Origin of the sequence: Pseudoroseomonas sp. WGS1072 (assembly GCF_049340465.1) — a bacterium.
GTDB lineage: Bacteria > Pseudomonadota > Alphaproteobacteria > Acetobacterales > Acetobacteraceae > Pseudoroseomonas.
Genome location: NZ_JBMPSU010000001.1, coordinates 171271 through 196521, shown reverse-complemented (window position 1 = coordinate 196521; position 25251 = coordinate 171271). Strand labels below are relative to the sequence as shown.

Here is a 25251-nt window from a genome sequence, read left to right as displayed (position 1 = left end):
GGGAGCCGGTCCCCGAGAGGGGCCGGCGCCGGCCCTGGGGTCTCGGCCCCCGGGCGAATGGCTACCCGGGCGGTATGGGCCCCAGCCCCGCGCCGCGCGGGCATGAACCACCTGCCACGAGGAAACCACACGATGTCGGCCACGAAGCCGCGGACGCTGTACGACAAGATCTGGGACGCCCATGTCGTCGAGACACTCCCGGACGGCACCGCGCTTCTCTACATCGACCGGCATCTCGTGCATGAGGTGACCAGCCCGCAGGCCTTCGAGGGGCTGCGCATGGCCGGCCGCTCCCTGCGCCGCCGCGAGGGCACCATGGCGGTGGTCGACCACAACATCGCCACCGACGCCTCCCGCTACACCGGCATCGAGGACCCCGAGAGCCGGCTGCAGGTCGAGACGCTGGAGAAGAACGTCAAGGCCTTCGACGTTCCCTATATCCCGCTGACCGACGCCCGCCAGGGCATCGTGCATGTCATCGGGCCGGAGCAGGGCCTCTCGCTGCCCGGCATGACCATCGTCTGCGGCGACAGCCACACCTCGACGCATGGCGCGATGGGCGCCCTGGCCTTCGGCATCGGCACCTCCGAGGTCGAGCATGTGCTCGCCACCCAGACCCTGCTGCAGAAGCGCGCCAGGAACATGCGCGTGACGGTGGACGGCACCCTGCCGCCGGGCTGCACGGCGAAGGACATCGTGCTGGCCATCATCGGCAGGATCGGCACGGCGGGCGGCACCGGCCATGTCATCGAGTTCGCCGGCTCGGCCATCCGCGCGCTCGACATGGCGGGGCGCTTCACCGTCTGCAACATGTCGATCGAGGGCGGCGCCCGCGCCGGCATGATCGCGCCGGACGAGACGACCTTCGAGTACATCAAGGGCCGCCCCTTCGCGCCGCAGGGCGAGATGCTGGAGCGGGCCATCGAATGGTGGCGCAGCCTGCCGACGGATGAGGGCGCGGTCTTCGACAAGGAGGTGGTGCTGGACGCCGCCGAGATCGTGCCGATGGTCTCCTGGGGCACCAGCCCCGAGGACGTGCTGCCGATCACCGCGACCGTGCCGGACCCCGAGAGCGGGCAGGACGAGGCGCGCCGGGCGCAGCTCCGCCGCATGGTCGAGTACATGGGCCTGACGCCCGGCCAGAAGCTGACCGATCTCAAGGTCGATGTCGTCTTCATCGGCTCCTGCACCAACAGCCGCATCGAGGACATGCGCGCTGCCGCCGAGATCGTGCGCGGCCGCCGCGTGGCCGAGGGCGTGCGCGGCATGGTGGTGCCGGGCTCGGGCCTGGTGAAGCAGCAGGCCGAGCGCGAGGGGCTGGACGCCGTCTTCCGGGAGGCCGGCTTCGAGTGGCGCGAGGCGGGCTGCTCGATGTGCCTCGGCATGAACCCGGACAAGCTGACGCCGGGCCAGCGCTGCGCCTCCACCTCGAACCGCAATTTCGAGGGGCGGCAGGGGCCGGGGGGGCGGACGCATCTCTGCTCGCCGGCCATGGCCGCCGCCGCCGCCATCACTGGCCACCTCACCGATGTGCGCCAGCTCGCCGCCCAAGGGAGGCACTGATCCATGGACGCCTTCACCACCCTGACCGGCATCGCCGCGCCGCTGCCGATGGCCAATGTCGATACCGACAAGATCATCCCGGCGCGCTTCCTCAAGACCATCGAGCGCACCGGCCTCGGCAAGGCCGCCTTCGCCAATCTGCGCTATCGCGAGGATGGCAGCGAGAATCCGGACTTCGTGCTCAACCAGGAACCCTACCGCCGGGCGGAGATCCTGATCGCGCACGAGAATTTCGGTTGCGGCTCCTCGCGCGAGCACGCGCCCTGGGCGCTGCTGGATTTCGGCATCCGTTGCGTCATCGCGCCCGATTTCGCCGATATCTTCCACAACAACAGCTTCAAGAACGGCATCCTGCCGGTGAAGCTGCCGCGCGAGATCTGCGATCAGTTGATGGAGGATGCGCGCATGGGCGAGAATGCGCGCCTCACGATCGATCTGGAGCGGCAGGTGGTGGTGCGCCCGAACGGGGAGGAGATCCCCTTCGAGATCGACCCGCTGCGTCGCCACCTGTTGCTGAACGGGCTCGACGATATCGGCCAGACCATGCAGCGTGCCTCGGCCATCGATGGCTATGAGGCGAAGCGGCGCGCGGCGCAGCCCTGGCTGTACCAGGACGCCGCCGAATGAGGGTGGCCCGCCGGCTGGCGGCGGGCCCGGAGAGAAAGAGGGACGAGACACGCCCATGTCGGCCAACAAGAAACTGCTGGTTCTCCCCGGCGATGGCATCGGCCCCGAGGTCATGCGCGAGGTGCGCCGCGTCATCGAATGGATGGACCGGCGCCGGCATGTGAGCTTCGCGCTCGAGGAAGGGCTGGTCGGCGGCGCCGCGCTGGATGCCGAGGGCTCGCCCTGCCCGGATGCCACGGTGGAGCGCGCGCTGAACGCGGATGCCGTGCTCTTCGGCTCGGTCGGCGGCCCGAAATGGGATGGCCTGCCCTTCGAGAAGCGGCCTGAGCTCGGCATCCTGCGGCTGCGCAAGGAGCTGGGTCTCTTCGCCAATCTGCGTCCGGCGCTCGTGCTGGAGCCGCTGGTCGATGCGTCGAGTCTGAAGCCCGATGTGGTGCGCGGGCTCGACCTGATGATCGTGCGCGAGAGCACCGGCGGCATCTATTTCGGCGAGCCGCGCGGCGTCGAGACGCTGCCCAACGGCAAGCGGCGCGGCATCGACACCGAGGTCTATACCGAGGACGAGATCGCCCGCGTGGCGCGCGTCGCCTTCGACCTGGCGCGCAAGCGCACCGGCAAGATGACCAGCGTCGAGAAGGCGAATGTCATGCAGTCGGGCCGCCTCTGGCGCGCCGTGGTGAGCGAGGTCGGCAAGTCCGAGTATCCGGATGTCGAGCTGAGCCACATGTATGCCGACAATTGCGCGATGCAGCTCTGCTCGCGGCCGAAGCAGTTCGACGTCATCGTCGCCAGCAATCTCTTCGGCGACCTGCTCTCCGATCTCGCCGCGGCGCTGACCGGCTCCCTCGGCATGCTGCCCTCGGCCACGCTGGGCGCGCCGGATTCCTCCGGCCGCCGCCACGCGCTCTACGAGCCGGTGCACGGCTCCGCGCCGGACATCGCCGGTAAGGGCATCGCCAATCCCTGCGCCCAGCTGCTGTCCTTCGCCATGCTGCTGCGCTGGTCCTTCGGCATGGAGGAGGATGCGGCGATGATCGAGCAGGCGGTGGAGAAGGTCCTGGCCGGCGGCCTGCGCACGGCCGACATCATGGGCCATGGCACCGCGCGCGTCGGGACCAGCGTCATGGGCGATGCGGTGCTGCGCGAGCTGGACAAGCTGGCCGCGTAACGACGCAAAAATGCCTCTTGCGCGGGGGAAGGGCCTCGGTTATTCCCCCGCCACTGGCCAGCGCCCGTAGCTCAACTGGATAGAGCGCTAGACTACGGATCTGGAGGTTAGGGGTTCGAATCCTCTCGGGCGCGCCAGAAATTCCCCGAAATACTGATTCAGTGCCGGTTTCTTCCGGTTTGCGAGTTTCGGTGGATTTGGTTTGCAAGCCGCCGTTCTCCATTCGGGCCATGGCGGCCTGGACCAGGCGCGGCTGTTCCGCCGCCCGCGTGTATCTTTCCACCTCCGACAATGTGCGATGGCCGGTGATGGCCGCGATCTGATGGATGGCCGCTGCGGCCTCTGCCAGGCGTCGCGCCGCTGTCCTGTCGTATCAGGAAGGTGATCCGGTCGGATGGCACATGGGCCAGCTCGACCGCCAGGGCCGGATGCATGGGGACCTGCAGCGGGCTTCCCGCTTGACCTGCCGCACCTCGATCACGCCGTTGCGGAGATGCCGCCGCCCTGCTGGGTGCGATCAACGCCGAGGCCTATGACCAGCGCGACAAGCTCTCCGGCGACGCGGCGGCGCTGATCCGCTGGGTCGAGGATGCCGTCTATTGGACGACCAAGGGCGCGGCCACGGCGCCGGCGGGCAAGGAGACCGATCCGCTTAAGGCGCTGCTGGCGATCCACGACCGCCTCACCGACGCGCCGACCCTGCCAGAGCCGGACTGAGGGCACCCGGAGGCCGGGCCTAGGCAGAGGTCCGGACTGTCGGCTCCTCAATGATATATCATATGTTGCAAGAGGACATCTATGGCCTAGGATGAGCGCAGAGGCACCGGGGCCGTCAGGAACCGCCCCGGCAGACAGGGGGATGTCCATGTTCGAGCTGAGCACCACGCGCCGCGGTCTTCTCCGGGCGGGCGCCGTCGCCATGCCGGCGCTTCTCGCCGCGCCGCGCCCGGCGCGCGCCGCCGGTTCCATCACGGTGATGCTGGAATCCGAGGTGGTGGTCCTCGATCCCCATGCGACCACGGCCGCGATCACGCGCAGCTTCGGCTATCATGTCTTCGACACGCTCTTCGCCCAGGATTCCGGCGGCACGGTCCGGCCGCAGATGGCGGAGGGCCACACCGTCTCGGCCGACGGGCTGGAATGGCGCTTCACCCTGCGCGACGGCCTGGCCTTCCACGACGGCGCGCCGGTGACGGCCGAGGACTGCGTCGCCTCCCTGCGCCGATGGGCCTCGCGCGACAGCCTCGGGCGCATGCTGCTGGCGGCGATGCGGACGATGCGGGTCGAGGATGCGCGCAGCTTCAGCATCGCCCTGAAGGAGCCGTTTCCGCTGATGCTGGAGGTGCTGGGCAAGCCGAACGCCCCGGTGCCCTTCATCATGCCCGCCCGCATCCTCCCCGCCGGCGATGCGCGCATCACCGAGATCATCGGCTCCGGCCCCTTCACCTTCGCGCGCGACCAGTGGCGCACGGGCGACCGGATGGTGCTGCGGCGGAACGCGCGCTACGTCCCGCGGGCCGAGCCGGCGGACTTCCTGGCCGGCGGCAAGGCGGTGAGGATCGACGAGCTGGTGCTGAAGACCATGCCCGATGACACCACCGGGGTGAACGCGCTCATCGCCGGCGAGATCGACTACATGCAGTACCTGCCCTTCGACTTCCTCGACCTGCTCGGCCGCAACCGCGACCTGCGGCTGATGGAGCTGAAGGGCATTGACATGTTCCAGGGCAATTTCCGCCTGAACCATGCGAGCGGCCCCTTCGCCGATCCCGCCGTGCGGCGGGTGATGTGGAAGCTCGTCGACCAGAAGGAGATCCTGGGCGCCATCGGCATTCCGCCGCGCTTCCGGGTGGAGAACTGCCCCTCCTTCTGGATGTGCGACGCGCCGCTGGAGACCGCCGCCGGCGCGGAGGTCGCGCGCTTCGATGTCCGGGCCGCGAAGGCGGAGCTGGCGCGCACCGGCTACAAGGGCGAGCCGGTGGTCATGCTGGAGGTCTCCGGCTCGATCTCGCAGACCGCCGGGCATGTGCTGGCCGAGAACATGAAGCAGGCCGGCTTCGTGGTGGACGAGCAGGTGATGGACTGGGGCACGGTGCTGGCGCGCCGCGCCCGGCCGGATGGCTGGAGCCTGTTCCCGGTCTATGCCAATGGCGTGGACATGATGTCGCCGCTGAACCACTTCTACGTGGCGAACAACTGCTCCGACTATCCCGGCCGGAGCTGCGACGCGCGGATCACCGCCCTGCTGGCGGACTTCGCGCGCGCGCCCGATGCGGCGGCGCGCCGCGGGGTGGCCGAGCGCATCCAGCGGGTCGCCTACGAGCTGGTGCCGAGCGTGATGTGGGGCCAGTTCTCGCGTCCGGCCGGATACCGCGCGCGGTTGCGGAACCTGATCCAGTCGAGCTTCCCGCTGTTCTGGCAGGTGGAGCTGTAGGGCGCGCTGGCCCGCCGGCTAGCCGCGGGCCACCGCCTGGAACCCGGCCTCCGCCGCCTCCAGCGCGCGGTCGATATCCTCTTCCGTGTGCGCGCAGGAGAGGAACATGTTGTGGCGGGGGTGGAAGTAGGCCCCGTGCCGCAGGGCCGTGGCGCAGAAGGCGTCGCCCTTCGCCCAGTCCGGATCGTTGTCGAAGATCATCAGCGGCATCTGCGCCGGCCCGGTCTGGCGGACGGGCAGCCGGTACCGGCGCGACAGGGCGTCGAGCCCCGCGCGCAGGCGCTCGCCCATGGCGCGCATGTGGGCCGGGCCGTCGAGGCGGCGCAACTCCTGGATGGTGGCCACGGCGGCCGCCATGGGCACGGCGCCGCACCAGAAGGAGCCGGTGGTGTAGACCTCGGTCGCGGCCTGGCGGAAGCGGTCCCGCCCGGTGACGGCGGCGAGCGGATGGCCGTTGGCGATGGCCTTGCTGAAGGCGGAAAGGTCGGGGCGGACGCCGAGCGGCTCCCAGGAGCCGCCGAGATCGATGCGGAAGCCGGCGCGCACGTCGTCCAGGATGAGGGCGGCGCCGGTCGCGTCGCACAGCGCGCGGAGGTGGCGCGCGAATTCAGGCGTGGGCAGTTCCTGGTGGCGACCGAAATCATGGCGGAACGCCGTGACGATCACCGCGGCCAGATCGCCTTTCGCGGCCTCCGCGGCGGCTTCCAGGCTGGCGGTGTCGTTGTAGTCGAAGGGCAGGATATGGGCGCGGTCCTCCGCCGTGACCCCGGCCAGCGAGGGGGAGCACCAGGGCACCGCGCCATGATAGGAGCCGCGGGCGACCAGCACCTTGCGCCGGCCGGTTGCGGCGCGGGCGATGGTGACGCAGGCCGTGGTGGCGTCGGTGCCGTTCTTGGCCAGGAGCGCCCAGTCGGCATGGGCGACGGTGACGACCAGCAGCTCCGCCAGCTCGACCAGCACCGGGGCGGGGCCGTTCATACAGTCGCCCTGCCCGGCCTGGCGACGCGCGGCGGCCTCCACGGCGGGATGGCGGTGGCCGACAACCACGGGACCCCAGGCGCACATGAAGTCGATGTACTCGCGCCCGTTGACATCCCGCAGGCGGCAGCCCTCGGCCGAGGCGAAGTATTGCGGATATCCCTCGGGCAGCCTGGCCGCGTTCAGATGGCCCCAGAGGCCGCCGGGAATGACGGCGCGGGCGCGGGCACGCAGGGCATCGTCCGGCGGGATGGCGCCCGGCTTCGCGGGGAGGAGAGCCTGCGACATGGGAAGGATCCTTGGCTGCGTTTACTTTGATATATCATATTTCCATGCTGGGCGGGAAGGGCCCCTCACGCCGTCAACCGCCGCAACGCGGCCTCGATGCCGGCGGCATCCCCCAGCGCCGCGAGATTGAGCGGGCGCGAGACGACGGGGGCGGCCGTGCCGCCGGTGACGCGCAGGATCTCCGTGTCCAGCCAGTCGAAGCAGCGCTCCTGGATCTCCTGCGCGATGCGCGCGCCATGGCTGGTGCCGCGCGCCGTCTGCTCGGCGATCAGCACGCGGTTGGTGCGGCGGATGCTGGCCTCGATGGCGGGCCAGTCGAGCCCGCCGGGATCGAGGCTGCGGAGATCGAGGATCTCGGCGTCCACGCCCGCCGCCTCGGCGGCCCGGAGGCTGGCCGGCACCATGGTGGAATAGGTGAGCACGGTGCAGGCGCGGCCCGGGCGCGCGGTGCGGGCGCGGCCGAGCGGGACGATGTAGTCCAGGTCGTCCTTCGGCACCGGGCCGGTGGTCTGGAACAGGTCCTGATGCTCGATCACCAGCACCGGGTCGTCGCAGCGGAGCGCCGCGTTCATCAGGCCGATGTAGTCGTGCGGGGTGGAGGGCGAGACGATCCGCCAGGCCGGGTAGAGCGCGAAGAGGGCCGAGGGGTCCATCGAGTGCTGCGAGCCATAGCCCGCCTGCGGCGAGACGCGGGCGCGCACCACCACCGGCACGCCGAAGCCGCCGCCGAACATGTGCGAGAACTTGCCGATGCCGTTGAACATCTGGTCGGCCGCGACGATGCAGAAATCGCCGAACATGATGTCCACCACCGGACGCAACCCGCAGACGGCGGCGCCGAGCGCCATGCCGGTGAAGCCGTTCTCGCAGATCGGCGTGGGGAAGACGCGTTCGGGGAAGCGTTCCATCACGCCGCGCGTGGAGCCCGAGACGCCGCCGCGCAGCCGGTGCACATCCTCGCCGATGACGACGATGCGCGGGTCCCGCTCCATGTTGCGCAGCAGGGTGGCGGCGATGGCGTCGATATACTTCATCTCCGCCCGCGCCCCGGCCGGCACGGAGGCCGCCTCCAGCACGCGCGCGCCGGCCAGTTCGGAGAGGTCGCCCCGGATGCCCTTCTCGATCTCGGCCGTGCCGGGGAAGGCGCCGGCGCGGATCTGAAGGGTGTTGGAGTCGCGCGGCACCTCGGTCAGCGCCGCGGCGGCCTCCGCCACCATGCGGGTCGCGCGCGCATCGAGGGCGGCAAGCCCGGCCTCGTCCAGCACGCCCAGGGCCTTCAGCCGGGCGGGCATGGTCGCGAGCGGGTCGCGGGCCTGCCACGCCGCCTCCTCCTCCCTGCCGCGATAGCCAAGCTGGCTGCCCAGCAGCGGGCCGCTCTGGTGCAGGAAGCGGTAGAGGATGGCCTCGACAAAGACGGGGCCGCCGGTCTCGCGGATGGTCCGCACCGCCCATTGCATCGCACGACGCACGGCGACGAGGTCCATCCCGTCGCATTCCACCGAGGGCACGCCGAACATGGCGCCGCGCGTGGTCAGCCGCGTCTCCCGCGTCTGCTCCCGCACATGGGTGGAGACGGCGTAGAAATTGTTCTCCAGGAAGAAGATGACGGGAAGGTTGTAGAGCGCGGCGAGGTTGATGGCCTCCATCGACTGGCCGGCCATCAGCGTGCCATCCCCGAAGAAGGCGACGGAGACCTGCTCGCGCCCCAGCACCTTGTCGGCCAGGCCGTAGCCCACGGCATGGGGCAGGTTGCCGCCGATGATGGCGCTGGTGCCGACGATGCCGGCGGGGGCCCAGCGCATGTGCATGGAGCCGCCACGCCCGCCGCAGAAGCCTTCCGCGAGGCCCATGATCTCCGCCATGGCGCGGCGGACGAGGTCGCCCGCCGGCGCCACGGGCGCGTCGCGGCGCGGATCGTAGCCATCGGGCAGGGCGCTGTTGACCAGCTTCGCCAGGATCTGGTGATGCGCGCGGTGCGTGCCGTTCAGCTTGTCCCCTGTGCCGAGCACCGACATGGCGCCGACCGCGCCGGCCTCCTGGCCGATCGAGGCATGCGCCGGGCCATGGACGAGCCCCTGGCCGTGCAGCTCCAGGATCTTCTCCTCGAAGCGGCGGATGAGCAGGAGCTGTTCCATCCAGCGGGCGAGGGCGGCGGGATCCTGCGCCGCCCAGTCCGCATCGTCGACCTCCAGCCGGAACCAGGGGGTGTCGGTGGCGATGGGGATGCGCTGCATGATCGGACCTGTTCCTCTCTGGCGCCCGGACGGCGTCGTGTTGGCGGGGGCCCTGTTCGCCCCGGGCTCAGGGCGGGGCCGTCCAGGCGGCGTCGCGTTCCTGGCGGCCGAGAAGTGCGACGAGGTTGGCGCCGCCCTCCATCAGGTCCGCGCGGAGGGCGGCGCGGGTCGCCTCGGGGTCGCGCGCGCGCAGGCCCTCGATGATGTCGAGGTGCCGGTGGCGGCCCGGATAGGTCGGCCGCGCCTCGGGGTAGAGGAAGGCGTGCATCGGGCCGTTGCGCAGCCAGATGCTCTCGATCAGCGACAGCAGCTCCGGCATGGCGGCGGCGGCGTAGAGGGTGTGGTGGAAGGCCCAGTTGGCGCGGTTGGCGGCGGTGGCCTCCTCCGCCGCCTCGGCCGCGGCCAGGGCGGCATGGGCGCGCTCCAGCGTCCCGAGGTCGCCCGGGGTGATGCGGAGCGCGGCGGCCTCGGCGGCCAAGCCCTCAAGCTCCAGGCGGATGGTGCGGAGCTCGAGATACTGCTGCAGGCTGAGACCGGCCACGGTGATGGAGCGGGCCGCCTCCAGGCGCAGCGCGCGCTCGCGGGCGAGCTGCACCACCGCCTCCCGCACCGGCGTCTCGGACACCTGCATGGCGGCGGCCAGGTCGCGGATCTTCAGGCGCTGGCCGGGACGCATGCGGCCCTCGAACAGGGCCGTGCGCAGCTCCTCGTAGACGCGGCCGGCCAGGTTCTCCCGGCCGACCGGGGCGACGAAATCGAGCACGTTCGTCGCTTCGGGCATGGTCTTCATGGTCCTGTCTTCCATCGCCGCGCCGGCCGTTCCCCCGTCCCGGCTTCCGCGCGCCTTATGGCGCTCCGGCGACCTTCGCGCCATCGGCGAGGCGATGCTGTCGAAACATAGTATTTGATATATCGACAACGGCCGCAAGTCGGTTCCAAACTCCCCCGAACAGGGAAGAATGGACATGGATGTCGTGGACGCGCGCAGGCTGCGGGCGGCGCTGCCGCCGCTCGAGGGCGTGCTGGAGGTGCCGGGACTGGCTGCGCCGGTGGAGATCCTGCGCGACGCCCATGGCATTCCGCATCTGCGCGCCGGCCCGACCGGCGATGCCTGGTTCGCCCTCGGCTTCGTGCACGCGCAGGACCGCCTGTTCCAGATGGAGCTGACACGGCGGCGCGCGCTGGGGCGGGCGGCCGAATGGCTCGGGCCCGGTGCCGCGGAGGCGGATATCCTGGTCCGCCGGCTGGGGATGGAAGCCGCCTGCCGGCGCGACCACGCGGCGCTGGGGGAGGCGGCGCGGGCGATGCTGGAATCCTACGCCGCCGGCGTGAACGCCTTCCTCGCCTCGGACGCGCCGCTGCCGGTGGAATACGCGCTGCTGGAGGCGCGGCCGGAACCCTGGGAAGGCTGGCACAGCATCGCGGTGATGCGGCGGCTGGGCCTGTTGATGGGCTCCGTCTGGTTCAAGCTCTGGCGCGCGGCGGCGCTGCCGGTGGTGGGCGCGGCGCGTGTCGGGGCGCTGCGCTACGACGATGGCGGGCGCGACCTGCTCTGCATCCCTCCCGGGGCGGAGGCGGCGCGCTTCGAGGCCGAGCTGGAGGTGCTGGCGCCGGCCATCCGCGCGCTGCTGGAGTCGCTCGGCCTGCAGGGGGACGAGACCGGCGGGGGCAGCAACAACTGGGCGGTGGGCCCCGCCCGCAGCGGCACCGGGCGGCCGGTGCTGGCCGGCGACCCGCACCGGGTCTTCGAGATCCCGAACATGTACGCGCAGCACCACGTGGCCTGCGACGCCTTCGACATGATCGGGCTGACCGTGCCGGGCGTGCCGGGCTTCCCGCACTTCGCGCAGAACGGGCGCGTCGCCTATTGCGTGACGCATGCCTTCATGGACATCCACGATGTCTTCCTCGAACGCTTCGAGGCGGATGGCGCGCGGGTGATGCAGGCGGGCGAGTGGGTTCCCGCCCGCCGGCGCGAGGAGACGATCGCGGTGCGCGGCGAGGCGCCCCGCCGCTTCGAGGTGGTGGAGACACCGAACGGCCCGGTGATCGCGGGCGATGCGCGCCACGGCACGGCCCTCTCGCTGCGCTCGGTGCAGTTCGCGGAGACGGACCTCTCCTTCGACTGCCTGCCGCGCATGACGCGCGCCACGAATGTCGAGGACCTGTTCGAGGCGACACGCGGCTGGGGGCTGATCGACCACAACCTGGTCGCCGCCGACACGGAAGGGCATATCGGCCACCTGGTGCGCGCGCGCGTGCCGCGCCGGGGGCGGCAGAGCGGCTGGCTGCCGATGCCGGGATGGACGGGGGAGCACGCCTGGCGCGGCTGGATCGCGCATGACGACATGCCGCGGGCGATCGACCCGGAGGAGGGCCTGATCGTCACCGCCAACAACCGCGTGGTGGCCGATGACCACCCGGACTATCTCTGCACCGACTGCCATCCGCCCTACCGCGCGGCGCGCATCCTGGAACGGCTGCGCGGGACGCCGGGCTTCGGGCCGGAGGACGCGGCGGCGATCCATGGCGACACGCTCTCGCCCAACGCGCTGCTGTTCCGCGAGCGGCTGGCCGCGCTGGCGCCGCTCGAAGGCGAGGCGGAGGCCTTGCGGCAGCGCCTGCTGGCCTGGGACGGACGGATGAGCGCCGACGCCACGGCACCCACCGACTATGTCGCGCTGCGTCGGGCCCTGACGCGCATCCTGGCCGAGCGCAGCGGCCTCGGCGGCGCCGGGGGCCATCCCTGGCTGGCGGTGGCGCCGGGCGTCGCGCCGATGAACCAGCTCTGGTGGACGCTGCCGAACCTGCTGCGACGGAATGACGCCGCGCTGCTCGATGGATGGCGCTGGGAGGAGGCGATCGGCGCCGCGCTTCGCGAGGTGGCGGGCGCCGCGGAGCAGCCCTGGGGCGAGACGCATCGGCCGCGCTTCGCGCATCCCCTCTCCGCCCTCTTCCCCGCGGCGGCGGCGCTGCTGGACCCGCCCGCCCTGCCGATCGGCGGCGACAACGACACGGTGCTGGCGAACGGCCTGCTGGCCGCTTCCGGCCCGGCCGCCGGATACGGCGCGCTGGCGCGCTACGTCTTCGATGTCGGGGACTGGGACAACAGCCGGTGGGTGGTGTTCCATGGTGTCTCCGGCCGTCCGGGCAGCCCGCACTACGCCGATCAGCATGCCGACTGGGCGGCGGCCCGCATGGTGCCGATGCTCTACGGGTGGGATTCCGTCCGCCAGGCGGCGCGGTCGCGCCAGGTGCTGCGGCCGTGAATGGCGCCCGGCTGCCCCGCATGACGAACGCTCGGGAGAACGAGACATGAAACGTCGCGAGATGCTGGCCCTCTCGGCCGCGGTGCTGGCCGCGCCCTCGGTCGTCCGGGCCCAGGGGACGGCCGGCGCGCGGAGCCTGCTCCGCTTCGTGCCCCAGGCGGACCTGGCCCTGCTGGACCCGGTCTTCAACACGGCGCTCGTCACGCGCAACCATGCCATGATGGTCTATGACCAGCTCTACGGTCTCGACGAATCCTACGAGCCGCGCCCGCAGCTCGCGGCGGGCCATGTCATCGAGGATGAGGGGCGGCGCTGGCGCATCACGCTGCGCGAGGGCATCACCTTCCACGACGGCACGCCGATCCGCGCGGCCGATGCCATCGCCAGCATCGCGCGCTGGAGCCAGGCGGATGTGCTGGGCCAGAACATCCGCGCCATCACGGAGGAGATGGTCGTCGTCTCGGACCGGGTGTTCGACATCCGGCTGCGCCGACCCTTTCCCCTGCTCGCCGCCGCCCTGGCCAAGCCCTCCTCCTTCTGCCCGGTGATGCAGGAGCGCCTCGCCCGCAACCCGCCCTCGACACAGGTGACGGAGATCGTCGGCAGCGGCCCGTTCCGCTGGGTCGCGGCGGACCGCATGGCCGGGGTGCGGGCGGCCTATGAGCGGTTCGAGGGCTATGTGCCGCGCGACGAGCCGCCGAGCTTCCTCGCCGGCGGCAAGCGCGCCCATCTCGACCGGGTGGAATGGCACACGCTGCCCGACGCCTCGACGGCGGCGGCCGCCCTGCAGCAGGGCGAGGTGGACTGGTGGGAACAGCCGACGCCCGACCTGCTGCCGCTGCTGCGGCGCAACCGCAACATCCGGCTGGAAGTGAAGGACAGGACCGGCTCGATGTCCATGATCCGCTTCAACCACCTCCAGCCGCCCTTCGACAATCCGGCCATCCGCCGCGCCTTCCTGCCCGGCATCCGGCAGGCCGACTACATGACCGCCGTGATGGGCGAGGACCGGGCTCTCTGGACCGATCGCTGCGGCTTCTTCCTGCCCGGCAGCCCGCTGGCGACGGAGGCGGGGCTGGAGGCGATGGACGGGGCGCCGGACCACGAGCGGGTGAAGCGCAACCTGGAGGCCGCCGGCTACCGCGGCGAGCGGGTCGTCTTCGTCGTGCCCACGGACAATGCCCGGTTGAACGCCATGAGCGAGATCGCCGGCGACATGTTGCGCCGCAGCGGGGTCAACCTGGACTACCAGACCGGCGACTGGGGCACGATCGCGGGTCGGCTGACCAATCGCGGCCCGCTGGAGCAGGGCGGCTGGAGCGTCTGGTGCAACACGATCCCCGGCATCATCGCCACCAGCCCGGCCACGCAATCCTACCTGCGCGGGCCGGGACGGGCGGGCACCTACGGCTGGCCGGACCTGCCGAGGATCGAGGCGCTGCGCGACCGGTTCATGGACGCGGAGGACCCGGCGGAGCAGAAGCGCCTCGCCGAGGCGCTGCAACGCCAGGCCTTCGAGGATATCCCCTACCTGCCGACGGGCGCCTTCACTCAGCCCACCGCCTTCCGCGCCGCTGTCACCGGCATGCTCAACGGCTTCCCGATCTTCCACAACATCCGCAAGGGATGATCCTGGGCCGGGCCGCCGGTCATTCCCGCCGCGCCAGGGGCGGCCGGCGGTCGGCCCAGGGGCGCGCCTTCTCGAACAGCGCGGAGGCCTGCAGCACGCCCAGATCGTCGAAGCGCCGCCCCACGACCTGCAGCCCGACCGGCAGCCCCTCGGCGGTGAAGCCGCAGGGCAGGCTCGCCGCCGGGTTGCCGGAGAGGTTGAAGGGATAGGAGAACTCCGCCCAGGCCAGCCAGTCCCAGGCATGCTCCGGCCAGTCCGCGGGGCGCAGGCGCGGCAGCGGGAAGGCGGGCACCGAGACGGCGGGGGTGAGCAGCAGGTCCACCTCCTCGAAAAAGCGGTGGATCTGCGCGACATAGGCGTATTTGCGCGGGCGCATGCGCTGGTACTCGGACAGGCTGTGGGTCAGCCCCTGCTTCACGCAGGCGACCAGGCCGGGGTCCATGCGCGCCGCCCAGTCGGGCAGCAGGGGCGCCAGCCGCGTCAGGTGCGAGGACCAGAAGAAGCGGCCGATCTCGGGGCCGAGCGGGCCCCAGCCCGGCGTCACCTCGACGAGCGCGGCGCCGGCGGCGGCGGCCAGATCCTCCGCCGCCTTGCGCGCCAGCCGCGCCACCTCGGGATCGACACGGGCATGGCCGAGATCGGCGCTGTAGGCGATGCGCAGGCCCGCGCGCGGCTCGTGCAGCCGCCCGGAATAGTCGGCCGGCGCCGCCTCGAGCGAGGTGTGGTCCCAGGGATGCGGCCCGGCCATGACCGAGAGCATCAGCGCCGCATCGGCGACGGTGCGGGTCATCGGGCCGACATGCGAGGCGTAGTCGCCGCCATTGACCGGATAATAGGGCACGCGCCCGAAGCTCGGCTTCATCCCGAAGATGCCGCAGAAATGCGCCGGCATCCGCACCGAGCCCGCGCCGTCGCTGCCCTGGTGCAGCGGCCCGAAGCCCGCCGCCGCCGCCGCGCCCGCCCCGGCCGAGGAGGCGCCGGCGTTGTAGCCATGCCTCCAGGGATTGTGCGTCTCGCCGGTCAGCGGGCTGCGGCTGACGCCGGTCCAGCCGAATTCCGGCGTCGTCGTCCTGCCGAGCGGCATCGCCCCCGCGTTCAGCAGCCGCGTGACGACGGGCGCGTCCTCGGCCGGCACCACGCCCTCCTGGGTGAGCGAGCCGCTGCCCATGCGCAGCCCCCGCATCACCGTCAGGTCCTTGATGGTGACCGGCACGCCGTGCAGCGGGCCGGTGGCCTCGCCGGCCATGACGGCGCGCTCGGCCTCCCGGGCGGCGGCCAGGAAGCGCTCCGGCAGAAGCTCGCTGAAGGCGTTGATGCGCGGCTCGCAGGCCTCGACCTGGTCCAGCACGGCCCGGGCGATCTCCACCGGGGAGACCGCCTTGCCGCGCACCAGCGCCGCCATCTCCACCGCCGGGAGCCAGTTCAGTTCCGTCATGCCGTTCTCTCCGGGTTCACGCATGGGCCGGGGACGGGGCCTTGGCCAGCCGCGCCGCCTCCGCGAAGGCCGTGCCGGCCTCGGTGATGTCGCGCGCGTCATGCGCCAGCGAGACGTAGATCTTGCCCTCGCTCTTGAAGACGCCCCGCGCGCGCAGGAAGGCGTTGAAACGCCCGCTCATCGCCTTGTCGGTGTCGAGCATGCCGCGATGCTCGGTGATGGTGGCGCGCGTGGTGAAGACGGCGTCGAACATCGGCGGCTCGCCCAGGATCAGGGCCGGGATGCCGGCTTCCGCCAGGGCCTCGCGCAGCGCCGCCTGCAGGGCGCGCCCGGTGGCGAAGATCCGTTCATAGGCGCCGGGGCGGCGCAGGATCTCCAGCGTGGCGAGGCCGGCCGCGGCGGCCACCGGATTGCCGCTCAGCGTGCCGATCTGCGGCAGGAAGGCATCCCCCGCCCGGGCGCGGTCGAAATGCGCCATGATCTCCGCCCGGCCGGCGATGGCGGAGAGCGGATGGCCGCCGCCGATCACCTTGCCCAGCGTGCAGAGGTCCGGGACCACGCCGTAATACTCTTGCGCGCCGCCATAGGCGAGGCGGAAGCCCGTGACCACCTCGTCGAAGATCAGCAGGATGCCATGCTCGGCGGTGAGGTCGCGCAGGCCCTGCAGGAAGCCGGGGCGCGGCGGGATCAAGCGCTGCATCGGCTCGACGATGACCCCGGCGATCTCGTCGTGATGCGCGGCGACCAGTGCCCGCGCCGCCTCCAGGTCGTTGTAGGGACAGACCAGCATCTCGCCACGCAGGCTGTCGGGAATGCCGGCGGAATCCGCGACCGGCGTGGCGGAATTGCCGGGCGCGGCGGACCAGAGGCTCATCAGCGCATAATCGCTCATGCCGTGATAGCCGCCCTCGAACTTCAGGATCTTCGGGCGGCGGCGATGGGCGCGGGCCAGGCGCATCGCATAGGCATCGGCCTCGGTGCCGGTGGAGGCGAAGCGCACCTGCTCGGCGCAGGGCACCGCCGCGACGATGGCCTCCGCCAGCCGGATGCCCGGCTCGTTGCTGGCGAAGAAGGTGGAGCCGCGCCCGAGTTGCTCGATCACCGCCGCGTTCACCTCGGGATGCGCGTGGCCCACCAGCATGGGGCCCGAGCCCAGCAGGAAGTCGATGTAGTCCCGGCCCTCGGTATCCCGGACGCGGCCGCCGCGGCCCTCGCGGATGACGATCTCCCCCGCCATGTTGCCGAAGCCGCCGCCCGGGAGGACCCGCCGGGCCGTCTCGGCCAGGTCGGCAGGAGACAGGTCGGCGGGAGGCATGCCGGGGAGGGGCATGCCGGGCGGGGAAGCCGGGCGGGGGTCGGACATGGCGAGGGATGCTCCGTTCGAATGGAGCCGCTTTGGACCGGCCAGCCTCCCGGCGCGGCCGATGCCGCGACTGTTACCGCGCCGAGGCTATGGTCCGGGGCGCCCTCTGTCCACCACCCCCCCCTGCCTGGGGCGCCGCGCGGGAGGCGGCCGTCAGGTGCCGCAGAAGGTGCGCTCGACGCGTTCCTCCGGCTGGGGCGGCAGCATCAGCGCGCGGTGCTCCGGCTGGTCGTCGAAGGGACGGGACAGGACGCCGAGCAGGGTCTCGAAGGGGCCGAGGTCGCGTTGCCAGATCGCCGCCCCCAGCGCCGCCTCGACCCGGTGGTTGCGCGGGATGAAGGCCGGGTTGGCGGCGCGCATCGCGCCCGCCCGCGACGCCGGCGACAGGGGCTCCTGCGCCAGCCGGGACCGCCAGCGCGCCAGCCAGGCGGCGGCCGGCTCGCGCTCGGCGAAGAGCGCGAGAAAGGCCTCTTCGCCGGCCCCGGCCGCATCGGCCCCGGCGGTGTCGGCCAGGGCGCGGAAGGCGAGGGTGAAGTCGGCCTGCTGCGCCGCCATCAGGTCCAGCAGGGCCTGCATCGTCTCCGCATCGTCCCGCCGCGCCGAGAGCAGCCCGGTCTTGCGGCGCAGGCCTGCCAGATAGGCCGCCTCGAAAGCGGGGCCGAAGCCGGCCAGGGCCTCCTGCGCCGAGGCGATGGCGGCCTCCTCCTCCTCGTCGAGCAGGGGCAGCAGGGCCTCGGCCAGCCGCGCCAGGTTCCAGTGCATGGCGCGCGGCTGGTTGCCGTAGGCATAGCGGCCGCCGAGGTCGATCGAGGAGAACACCTTGCCGGGCTCATAGGCATCGAGGAAGGCGCAGGGGCCATAGTCGATGGTCTCGCCGGAGATGCTGGTGTTGTCGGTGTTCATCACGCCGTGGATGAAGCCGAGCAGCAGCCATTGCGGCACGAGGGCGGCCTGCCGGGCCACCACGCCGTCGAGCAGGGCGCGGGCGGGCCGGGGCGCCCCGGCGGCCCCCGGATCGTGGCGCGCGATGGCATAGTCGGTCAGCCGGCGCAGCGCCGCGACATCGCCCCGTGCGGCGAAGAACTGGAAGCTGCCCACGCGCAGGTGGCTCGAGGCGACGCGGGCCAGCACGGCGCCGGGCAGCGGCGTCTCGCGCAGCACCGCCTCGCCGGTCGAGACGGCCGCCAGGGCGCGGGTCGTGGGCACGCCGAGCGCCGCCATGGCCTCGCTGACCAGATATTCCCGCAGCACCGGGCCGAGCGCCGCCCGCCCGTCGCCCCGGCGGGAGAAGGGGGTGGGGCCGGACCCCTTGAGCTGGATGTCGCGCCGCAGCCCGTCGCGCCCCACCACCTCGCCCAGCAGGATGGCACGGCCATCGCCAAGCTGGGGCACGAAGCCACCGAACTGGTGTCCGGCATAGGCCATGGCCAGCGGCTCCGCGCCTTCCGGCACGGCATTGCCGGCCAGGATGGCGACGCCCTCGGGGCTCGCGAGCGCCTCCGGGTCCAGGCCGAGCAACTCGGCCAGCGGCCGGTTGAGGCGGATCAGCCGTGGCTCGGCCACCGGGGTCGGCGCCAGCCGCGCGTGGAAGCCTCCGGGAAGGCCCCCTGGCAGGCGGGCGAAGCTGTTGTCGAAGGCGAAGCGCGGGGTCATGCGAGGCTAGATCGCGACGCGCGCCGCCAGCCGCAACCCCCGCCGCATCCCTCAGGCGGACCCGGCTTCGCGCCGCGGCTCCGGCACCTCCTCCAACGTGCGGCAGAGCGCCGCCAGCTCGCCGAGGGAGGTGACGATGACCTCGCCCGCCTTCTCGCGGCGCAGCGCCTCGAGCAGCGCGCTGTCCGGGGCGGCGTGCCAGAGGCCGACGACGATGCGGGCTCCCGGCAGCAGGCGCTGCCAGCGCCGCACCAGATAGCGGATGCCGGCCGCGCTGCTGCCGGATTCCAGCACGGCGATGCAGCAGAGCGCGAGGTTCGGCACGAGGCCGGGCGGCGGCTCGGCACCCTCGGCCAGCGCCAGGGCGGGCAGCCCCTCGGAGCGCAGCGCCTGGGCGGCGAAGGCGGCGGCGAGGTCGTCCAGCCGGCCGCGCCCGGCGGTGCAGAGAATACGCGGCGCTACCTCCCGGTCGCTTTCCTCCCCGTCGCTTTCCTCCCCCTTCAGCTCCTCCAGCAACCCGGCGAGGGAGAAGCGGATATCCTCCAGCTTCTCCGCCTCCAGCACCTCGCGCGACCAGTCCTGATCGGCCATCACCAGTGCGCGCAGCGCCACGCCGTCGTGATAGGCGGTGAGGGAGGGTTCCAGGCGCAGCTGTTCCCGCGCCTGCCGGATCAGCCCCTCGGGGTCCCGGCTCAGCGCGCGCTGGTAGAAGCGTTCCTCCGGCAGCAGCGAGGGCCGGTCGCCGAGGATGACGTCGAGGAAGCCGAGGCTCGGCGCGTGGCGGCCCAGCACCACCAGGCAGAGCGTCAGCGGCATGGCCAGCAGCAGGCCCATCGGGCCCCAGAGGAAGGTCCAGAAGATCGCCGCGATGATGACGGCGACGGGCGAGAGGCCGGTGCTGTGGCCATAGATCGTGGGCTCCAGCACCTGCCCCATCAGCGGTTCCGCGATCAGGAACAGGCCGAGCACCCAGAAGGCCAGCGACCAGCCGGGATCGACGGCGAGCGCGAGCAGCAGCGTCGGCAGCAGGGCGATGAACAGGCCGAGGAAGGGCACGAAGCGCATCAGCCCCGCCAGGATGCCCCAGAGCGCCGGGCTGGGCATGCCGAGGGCCCAGAGCGCCAGCCCGACCATGACGCCCAGCCCCGCATTGAGGGCGACCTGCGCCAGGAAGAAGCGGGAGAGCCGCCGGGCCGCGTCGTTCAGCGCCACGGTGGTGCGGTGCAGGTCGCGGCTGCCGGCCAGCCGGATCACCCTGTCCCGCAGGTCCTCGCGGTAGATCAGCACGAAGATGGCGAAGAGCACGACCAGCCCGGCGGTGGCGAAGGGGGCGAGGACCGGGGCGGCGACCCCCTGCAGGATGTCGAGCGGCGTGGTCCCGCCCTCGGCCGTGGGCGGTGCCGAGGAGGCGGCGCCGGGCAAGGGCATGATGACGCCGTCGCCCATGAAGCCGGTCAGGTCTTCGATGGCGCGCCGCGCATCGGCCAGCAGTTCGGAGAGCCGCAGCCCCTCCAGCTTGGCGCGCAGATTGGCCTGGTACTCGGGTAGGTTGACGACCAGCGCGGCGGCCTGCCGCCCGATGACGATGCCGAGACCGAGGATGGCGCCGGCGCCGAGCAGCACGGTCAGCACCACCGCCAGGGCGCGCGGCAGCCAGAGGCGGGTGAGCAGCGACGCCACCGGGGCCAGGACGAAGGCCAGCAGCGTCGCCAGCACCAGCGGCATGATGATGTCGCGGCCATAATACAGGGCGGCGATGGTCAGCGCCGCGGCCAGCAGGCCCAGGATGCCCTGCAGGCAGCGCAGGATGGCCGTGGCGGGCGGGGAGGGCGTCGGGTCGGGAAGCGATTGGGGCAGGTTCACGGGCGGCATCCTGGAGAAGGCGCCGGTCCCCACCGGTCGGGCGCGCCGGGACAACGCCCGTGGCGGTGCCGGAGTTGAAGCCTGGACGTGGCTTCTTCTCTTTTTCGAGAACCCGCCGCGCGATCGCGGCGTTACGACCCCATCGCCTGGAAACCAATGCCTTGCCTGACGCCGCCTCGGCCACCGCCGCCTTCCTCTCCCGCCCGCGCGGCCGGCTGCTGGCCGGCGCCGCCCTGCTGGCCCTGCTGGCCGTCGGCGCGGGCGTCGCCGCCTGGATGGCGGCCGACCGCGCCCGCGCCCTTCAGGTGGCGGGCAACGCCCATGTGCTCGATGCCGAGGCGCTGCTCTCGGCGCTGAAGGATGTCGAGACCGGGCAGCGCGGCTTCGTCCTGGTGGGCGACGACACCTATCTCGAGACCTCCATGGGGGCGCGGCTCGCGCTGGGCCCCACGCTGGACCGCCTGGAGCGCGCCGCCTCGCCCGAGGCCGGCGGCTTTCCGTCCGACCGGCTGCGCGCCCTGACCGAGGCGAAGCTCGCCTGGTCGGACCGGGTGGTGGCGGCGCGCCGGCAGGAGGGGCTCGAGGCCGCCATCCGCCTGACCGCGACGGGAGAAGGGAAGGCGGTCATGGACGCGGCGCGCCGGGCGGTGGCCGAGGTGCAGTCGACCACCCGCGCCCGGATGGCGGTGCTCGAGGCGGAGAATGACCGCAGGACGCTGCTGCTGATCGCCTTCGCCGCCGCCGCCGCCGGCGGCGCCGCCCTGCTGCTGCTGCTGTATGGCCTCGCCCGCCGCCGGGCCGAGCGCCATGCCGTGGCCCTGCTGGGCGGGGTGATGGCGCATGCGCCGGTCGGGCTCGGCTTCCTGGACCGGGGCCTGCATGTCACCCATGCCAACAAGGCCCTGATGGCGCTGAGCGAGAGCCTCCTGGGCGGCGCCGGCCGCGCCCTGCCGACGGAGGTGCGGTCGCAGATGGAGCCGCATCTGCGCCGCGTCCTGCGGGACGGCCGGGCGGAATCCGGCGTCGAGGTGCGGATCAGGCCGCCGGGGCGGCCGGAGCGGCACCTGGTGATGGATTTCTTCCCGCTCGGCGGCCCGGCGGCGCGGGGCGACGGCGTCGGCCTTGCCGCCAGCGACGTCTCGGCGCGGCGGCGCATGGAGGAGAGGCTCCGGCGCAGCGAGGCGCGGCTGCGCATGACGGTCGACTCCATTCCGCAGCTGGCCTGGATGACCGACGACCAGGGGGCGGTGCAGTGGTTCAACCGCCGCTGGTTCGACTACACTGGCGAGACGCTGGAGAGGATGCATGGCTTCGGCTGGCAGGTGGCGCTGCATCCCGACCATGCCGAGGCGGTGGCGGCCGGGCTGCGCGCCGCGATCGCCGCCGGCGAGGGCTGGGAGGACAGCTTTCCGCTGCGTGGCGCCGATGGCCGCTACCGCTGGTTCCTCACCCGCGCGCTGCCCTTGCGCGAGCCGCCGGACGAGGAGTTTCCCGAGGGCCGCCTGATCGGCTGGTTCGGCACCAACACGGACATCACCGCGATGCGCGAGGCCGAGGAGGCGCTGGCCGTGGCCAAGGGCGCGGCGGAGGAGGCCAACCGCGCCAAGAGCCAGTTCATCGCCAATATGAGCCACGAGCTGCGCACGCCGCTCTCCGCCGTCATCGGCTATGCCGAGATGCTGGAGGAGGAGGCGCAGGACCTCCCCGGCACCGCGGCCTTCCGCGAGGACCTGGTGAAGATCCGCGCCAATGCGCGGCACCTCCTCTCGCTCATCAACGATGTGCTCGACCTGTCGAAGATCGAGGCCGGCAGGATGGAGGTGCAGGCCGAGGATTTCGACCCGGCGGCGCTGCTGCGGGAGGTCGCGGAGACGGTGCGCGGCCTGGTCGAGAAGAAGGGCAATGCGCTGGAGCTGCGGATCCCCGAGCGGTTGCCGCGGATGCATTCGGACCCGGTCAAGCTGCGGCAGTGCCTGTTCAACCTGATCGGCAATGCCGCCAAGTTCACCGAGGGCGGCCGTGTCACCCTGGCGGCCGAGCTGGAGCCGGGGGAGGCGGAGGGCCACCCCGGCTGGCTGCGGCTGCGCGTGGCCGATACCGGCATCGGCATGACGGAGGAGCAGCTCGCGCGTCTCTTCGAGCGCTTCGCCCAGGCCGATGCCTCGACCACCCGGCGCTTCGGCGGCACCGGCCTCGGCCTCGCCATCACCCGCGCCTTCGCGGCGATGATGGGCGGCGGCATCGCCGTGGAGAGCCGGCCCGGGGAGGGCAGCCTCTTCACCCTGCGCCTGCCGCTCGACCTCGGGGCGCCGGCGGCGGCGGCGGTGCCGGAGGCGCCTCCCGCCGGTTCCGAGGGGCGGGCCGGGCTGGTCCTGGTGGTGGACGACGACCCGGCGGCGCGGGAGCTGCTGTCGCGCTTCCTGAACCGGGAGGGCTTCGCCGTGCGCCTCGCCGCTGACGGCCAGGAGGCGCTGCGCCAGGCGCGCGCGCTGCGGCCCGATGCCATCCTGCTCGACGTGATGATGCCGCGCATGGATGGCTGGGCGGTGCTGGCGGCGCTGAAGGCCGATCCCGTGCTGGTCGAGACGCCGGTGGTCATGGTGACGATGGTGCGGGAGAGGGGCCTGGCCTTCTCGCTGGGCGCCGCCGACTATCTCGACAAGCCCGTGGAATGGAGCCGCCTGAAGCGCGTGCTCGACCGGTTCCGCGCGCAGCCCCAGCCGGGGAGCGCGCTGCTGCTGGAGCAGGACGCGGCGCATCGCGGCGAGCTGACCCGCCTGCTGGAGGCGGCAGGCTGGGTGGTGGAGCCGGTGGCCGATGCCGCCGCCGCGCTGGCCCGGCTGGCCCTGCCGCCGCCGCCCGCCCTGGCGCTGGTCGCGGTGCAGCAGGGCGGCGGGGAGGGCTTTGCGCTGATCCAGGAGCTGCGGCGGCGCGAGGAATGGCGGGCGCTGCCGATCATCGCCCTGGCTGGCGGGGCGGTGGAGGAGGAGGCGCTGGAGCGGCTGCGCGACCGGGTGCAGGGCCTGCTGCCGGCCGAGGAGGGCATGCGGGAGGAGTTGCTGCGCGAGCTGCGCCGCATCGCGACCCTCGTCCCGCGCGTTGTTGCGCCATCCGGCCCGGCGGAGATGGCGCGGCCCGCCGTTGGCGGGGAGAACCTCCGGGACGGGGGTCGGCAGGATCTGGATACGGAAGGACGAACCGCATGACCACGCTTCTCCTGGTGGAGGATCACGAGGAGCTTTGGGACTTCCTCTCCCGCCGGCTGCGCCGCCGGGGCTTCGAGGTGCTGCTGGCGCATGACGGGCAGGAGGGGGTGGACAAGGCGGCGCAGGCCCTGCCGGAGATCATCCTCCTCGACATGAATCTGCCTGTCATGGACGGCTGGACCGCGGCGCGGCAGCTGCGCGGCCGGCCCGAGACGGCGCATATCCCCATCATCGCGCTCACCGCGCATGCCATGGCCGGCGACCGCGCCAAGGTGATCGAGGCGGGCTGCGACGACTATCATCCGAAGCCCGTCGATTTCGCCCGGCTGCTGGAGCAGATCGACGCCGCCCTGCTGCGCCGGGAGGAGGGTCAGGACCGCCCGCCCGCCGCGTGAGGATCCCTTGTTGATGTGACGGTTTTGTTGCATTCCTGCGACAAGCCGGCGATGGCCGGTCCGGGAAGGTCGCCGCGTCGGCCTCCCGCCAGGGAGAGAACACCGATGCCGATCACCCTCCGTCACATCCTGCCGGGCGCCATGGCCCTGCTCGCCCTCTCGGCCGCCCCCGCCCTGGCGCAGGGCAGCCTGAACATCTACTGCTCGGCGCAGGTGGAATGGTGCCAGGCGGCGGCCAATGCCTTCGCCAAGGAGACCGGCATCCGCGTCAGCATGGCGCAGAAGGGCAGCGGCGAGGTGCTGGCGCAGATCCGCGCCGAGGCCCAGAACCCGCGCGGCGATGTCTGGTACGGCGGCACCGGCGACCCGCATCTGCAGGCGGCGGAGGACGGGCTCTCGGCCGAGTACCGCTCTCCCGTGCTGGGCGAGCTGCACGACTGGGCGCAGAAGCAGGCGCGTGATTCGAAGTACCGCACGGTCGGCATCTACGCCGGCGCGCTGGGCTTCGCCTACAACACCGAGCTGCTGGCGCGCCGCAGCATCACGCCGCCGGCCTGCTGGAAGGACCTGCTGAAGCCGGAGTTCCGCAACGAGATCCAGATGGCCAATCCGCAGTCGAGCGGCACGGCCTATGTGATGATCGCGACCATGGTGCAGGTGATGGGCGAGGAGGCGGCCTTCCAGTACCTCAAGGACCTGCACCGCAACATCAACACCTATCCGCGTTCCGGCACCGGCCCGGTGAAGGCGGTGGCGCGGGGCGAGACCGGCGTCTCCATCTCCTTCGTGCACGACGCGGTGACCGAGAAGCTCGGCGGCTTCCCGGTCGGCTACGCGCTGCCCTGCGAGGGGACGGGCTACGAGATCGGCTCGATGTCGATCATCAAGGGGGCCAGGAACGAGCGCAACGCGCGGCGCTTCTACGACTGGGCGCTGACCCCGGCGGCGCAGAAGCTCGGCGCCGAGACGAAGCAGTTCCAGACCCCCTCCAACCGCGCGACGCCGGTGCCGGCCGAGGCGCCGCAGATGGATCAGATCAAGCTGATCGACTACGACTTCGCGAAGTTCGGCACCAGCGCCGAGCGCCGCCGGCTGATCGAGCGCTGGGACCGCGAGGTGAACAGCCTGCCGCGCTGAGGCCGGGC

General features: G+C 72.1%; 17 protein-coding genes and 1 tRNA gene. 10 read left to right on the top strand and 8 right to left on the bottom strand.

Annotation, left to right across the window (positions count from 1 at the left end; genetic code table 11):
• Positions 1-132: 132 nt before the first annotated feature.
• The 4 genes from leuC (at position 133) to ACF3NH_RS00915 (ending at position 3495) form a co-directional block, all read left to right on the top strand.
• Entirely contained in the window at positions 133-1563 is a 1431-nt protein-coding gene (gene leuC / locus ACF3NH_RS00930; protein WP_198364375.1) for a 3-isopropylmalate dehydratase large subunit, read from the top strand.
• Positions 1564-1566: 3 nt separating this feature from the next.
• Positions 1567-2190, top strand: a complete 624-nt coding sequence (gene leuD / locus ACF3NH_RS00925; protein WP_198364376.1) for a 3-isopropylmalate dehydratase small subunit — start codon at positions 1567-1569, stop codon at positions 2188-2190.
• A 55-nt stretch (positions 2191-2245) separates the two neighbouring features.
• Complete coding sequence (leuB, locus tag ACF3NH_RS00920) at positions 2246-3358, top strand: 3-isopropylmalate dehydrogenase (protein ID WP_198364377.1); 1113 nt, start codon at positions 2246-2248, stop codon at positions 3356-3358.
• A gap of 60 nt (positions 3359-3418) precedes the next feature.
• Positions 3419-3495 (top strand) — tRNA-Arg (locus ACF3NH_RS00915).
• 340 nt (positions 3496-3835) lie between these two features.
• Here ACF3NH_RS00915 and ACF3NH_RS00910 read toward each other — a convergent pair.
• On the bottom strand, positions 3836-4033 hold the full coding sequence (locus tag ACF3NH_RS00910) for a hypothetical protein (protein ID WP_422921537.1): 198 nt from the start codon (positions 4031-4033) through the stop codon (positions 3836-3838).
• A 190-nt stretch (positions 4034-4223) separates the two neighbouring features.
• Here ACF3NH_RS00910 and ACF3NH_RS00905 point away from each other — a divergent pair, with 190 nt between their 5' ends.
• Positions 4224-5792, top strand: coding sequence for an ABC transporter substrate-binding protein (locus tag ACF3NH_RS00905; protein WP_422921536.1), 1569 nt, complete (start codon positions 4224-4226; stop codon positions 5790-5792).
• An 18-nt stretch (positions 5793-5810) separates the two neighbouring features.
• Here ACF3NH_RS00905 and ACF3NH_RS00900 read toward each other — a convergent pair whose 3' ends face one another.
• The 3 genes from ACF3NH_RS00900 to ACF3NH_RS00890 all read right to left on the bottom strand — a co-directional run bounded on the left by ACF3NH_RS00900 (position 5811) and on the right by ACF3NH_RS00890 (position 10073).
• Positions 5811-7058, bottom strand: a complete 1248-nt coding sequence (locus ACF3NH_RS00900; protein ID WP_422921535.1) for an aminotransferase class III-fold pyridoxal phosphate-dependent enzyme — start codon at positions 7056-7058, stop codon at positions 5811-5813.
• Positions 7059-7123: 65 nt separating this feature from the next.
• Positions 7124-9292 carry an alpha-ketoacid dehydrogenase subunit alpha/beta gene (locus tag ACF3NH_RS00895; protein WP_422921534.1) on the bottom strand — a complete coding sequence of 723 codons (2169 nt, stop codon included), beginning with the start codon at positions 9290-9292 and terminating at the stop codon, positions 7124-7126.
• A 67-nt stretch (positions 9293-9359) separates the two neighbouring features.
• Positions 9360-10073: a GntR family transcriptional regulator gene (locus ACF3NH_RS00890; protein WP_422921532.1), complete on the bottom strand. Its 714-nt coding sequence runs from the start codon at positions 10071-10073 to the stop codon at positions 9360-9362.
• Positions 10074-10257: 184 nt separating this feature from the next.
• On the opposite strand from ACF3NH_RS00890, the gene ACF3NH_RS00885 reads away from it, so the two are divergent.
• Together ACF3NH_RS00885 and ACF3NH_RS00880 are read left to right on the top strand one after the other, a co-directional pair.
• Positions 10258-12561 (top strand): penicillin acylase family protein, encoded by a 2304-nt coding sequence (locus ACF3NH_RS00885; RefSeq protein WP_422921531.1) that lies wholly within the window; start codon positions 10258-10260, stop codon positions 12559-12561.
• A gap of 46 nt (positions 12562-12607) precedes the next feature.
• Complete coding sequence (locus tag ACF3NH_RS00880; protein ID WP_422921530.1) at positions 12608-14191, top strand: ABC transporter substrate-binding protein; 1584 nt, start codon at positions 12608-12610, stop codon at positions 14189-14191.
• A 19-nt stretch (positions 14192-14210) separates the two neighbouring features.
• Here ACF3NH_RS00880 and ACF3NH_RS00875 read toward each other — a convergent pair whose 3' ends face one another.
• The 4 genes from ACF3NH_RS00875 to ACF3NH_RS00860 form a co-directional block, all read right to left on the bottom strand.
• On the bottom strand, positions 14211-15626 hold the full coding sequence (locus ACF3NH_RS00875; protein ID WP_422921529.1) for an amidase: 1416 nt from the start codon (positions 15624-15626) through the stop codon (positions 14211-14213).
• Between the two features lie 16 nt (positions 15627-15642).
• The gene (locus tag ACF3NH_RS00870; RefSeq protein WP_422921528.1) at positions 15643-16989 is read right to left on the bottom strand and encodes an aspartate aminotransferase family protein; all 1347 of its coding nucleotides are present in this window, start codon (positions 16987-16989) and stop codon (positions 15643-15645) included.
• Positions 16990-17142: 153 nt separating this feature from the next.
• Entirely contained in the window at positions 17143-18642 is a 1500-nt protein-coding gene (locus tag ACF3NH_RS00865; RefSeq protein ID WP_422921527.1) for a protein adenylyltransferase SelO, read from the bottom strand.
• A 51-nt stretch (positions 18643-18693) separates the two neighbouring features.
• The gene (locus tag ACF3NH_RS00860; RefSeq protein WP_422921526.1) at positions 18694-20505 is read right to left on the bottom strand and encodes an AI-2E family transporter; all 1812 of its coding nucleotides are present in this window, start codon (positions 20503-20505) and stop codon (positions 18694-18696) included.
• 161 nt (positions 20506-20666) lie between these two features.
• Here ACF3NH_RS00860 and ACF3NH_RS00855 point away from each other — a divergent pair, with 161 nt between their 5' ends.
• From ACF3NH_RS00855 to ACF3NH_RS00845, 3 genes are all read left to right on the top strand, one after another.
• Entirely contained in the window at positions 20667-23711 is a 3045-nt protein-coding gene (locus ACF3NH_RS00855; RefSeq protein ID WP_422921525.1) for a response regulator, read from the top strand.
• Positions 23708-24106, top strand: coding sequence for a response regulator (locus ACF3NH_RS00850; RefSeq protein WP_422921524.1), 399 nt, complete (start codon positions 23708-23710; stop codon positions 24104-24106). Before ACF3NH_RS00855 ends, ACF3NH_RS00850 begins: the two co-directional genes overlap by 4 nt.
• A 105-nt stretch (positions 24107-24211) precedes the next feature.
• Positions 24212-25243, top strand: a complete 1032-nt coding sequence (locus ACF3NH_RS00845; protein WP_422921523.1) for an ABC transporter substrate-binding protein — start codon at positions 24212-24214, stop codon at positions 25241-25243.
• Positions 25244-25251: the final 8 nt, after the last annotated feature.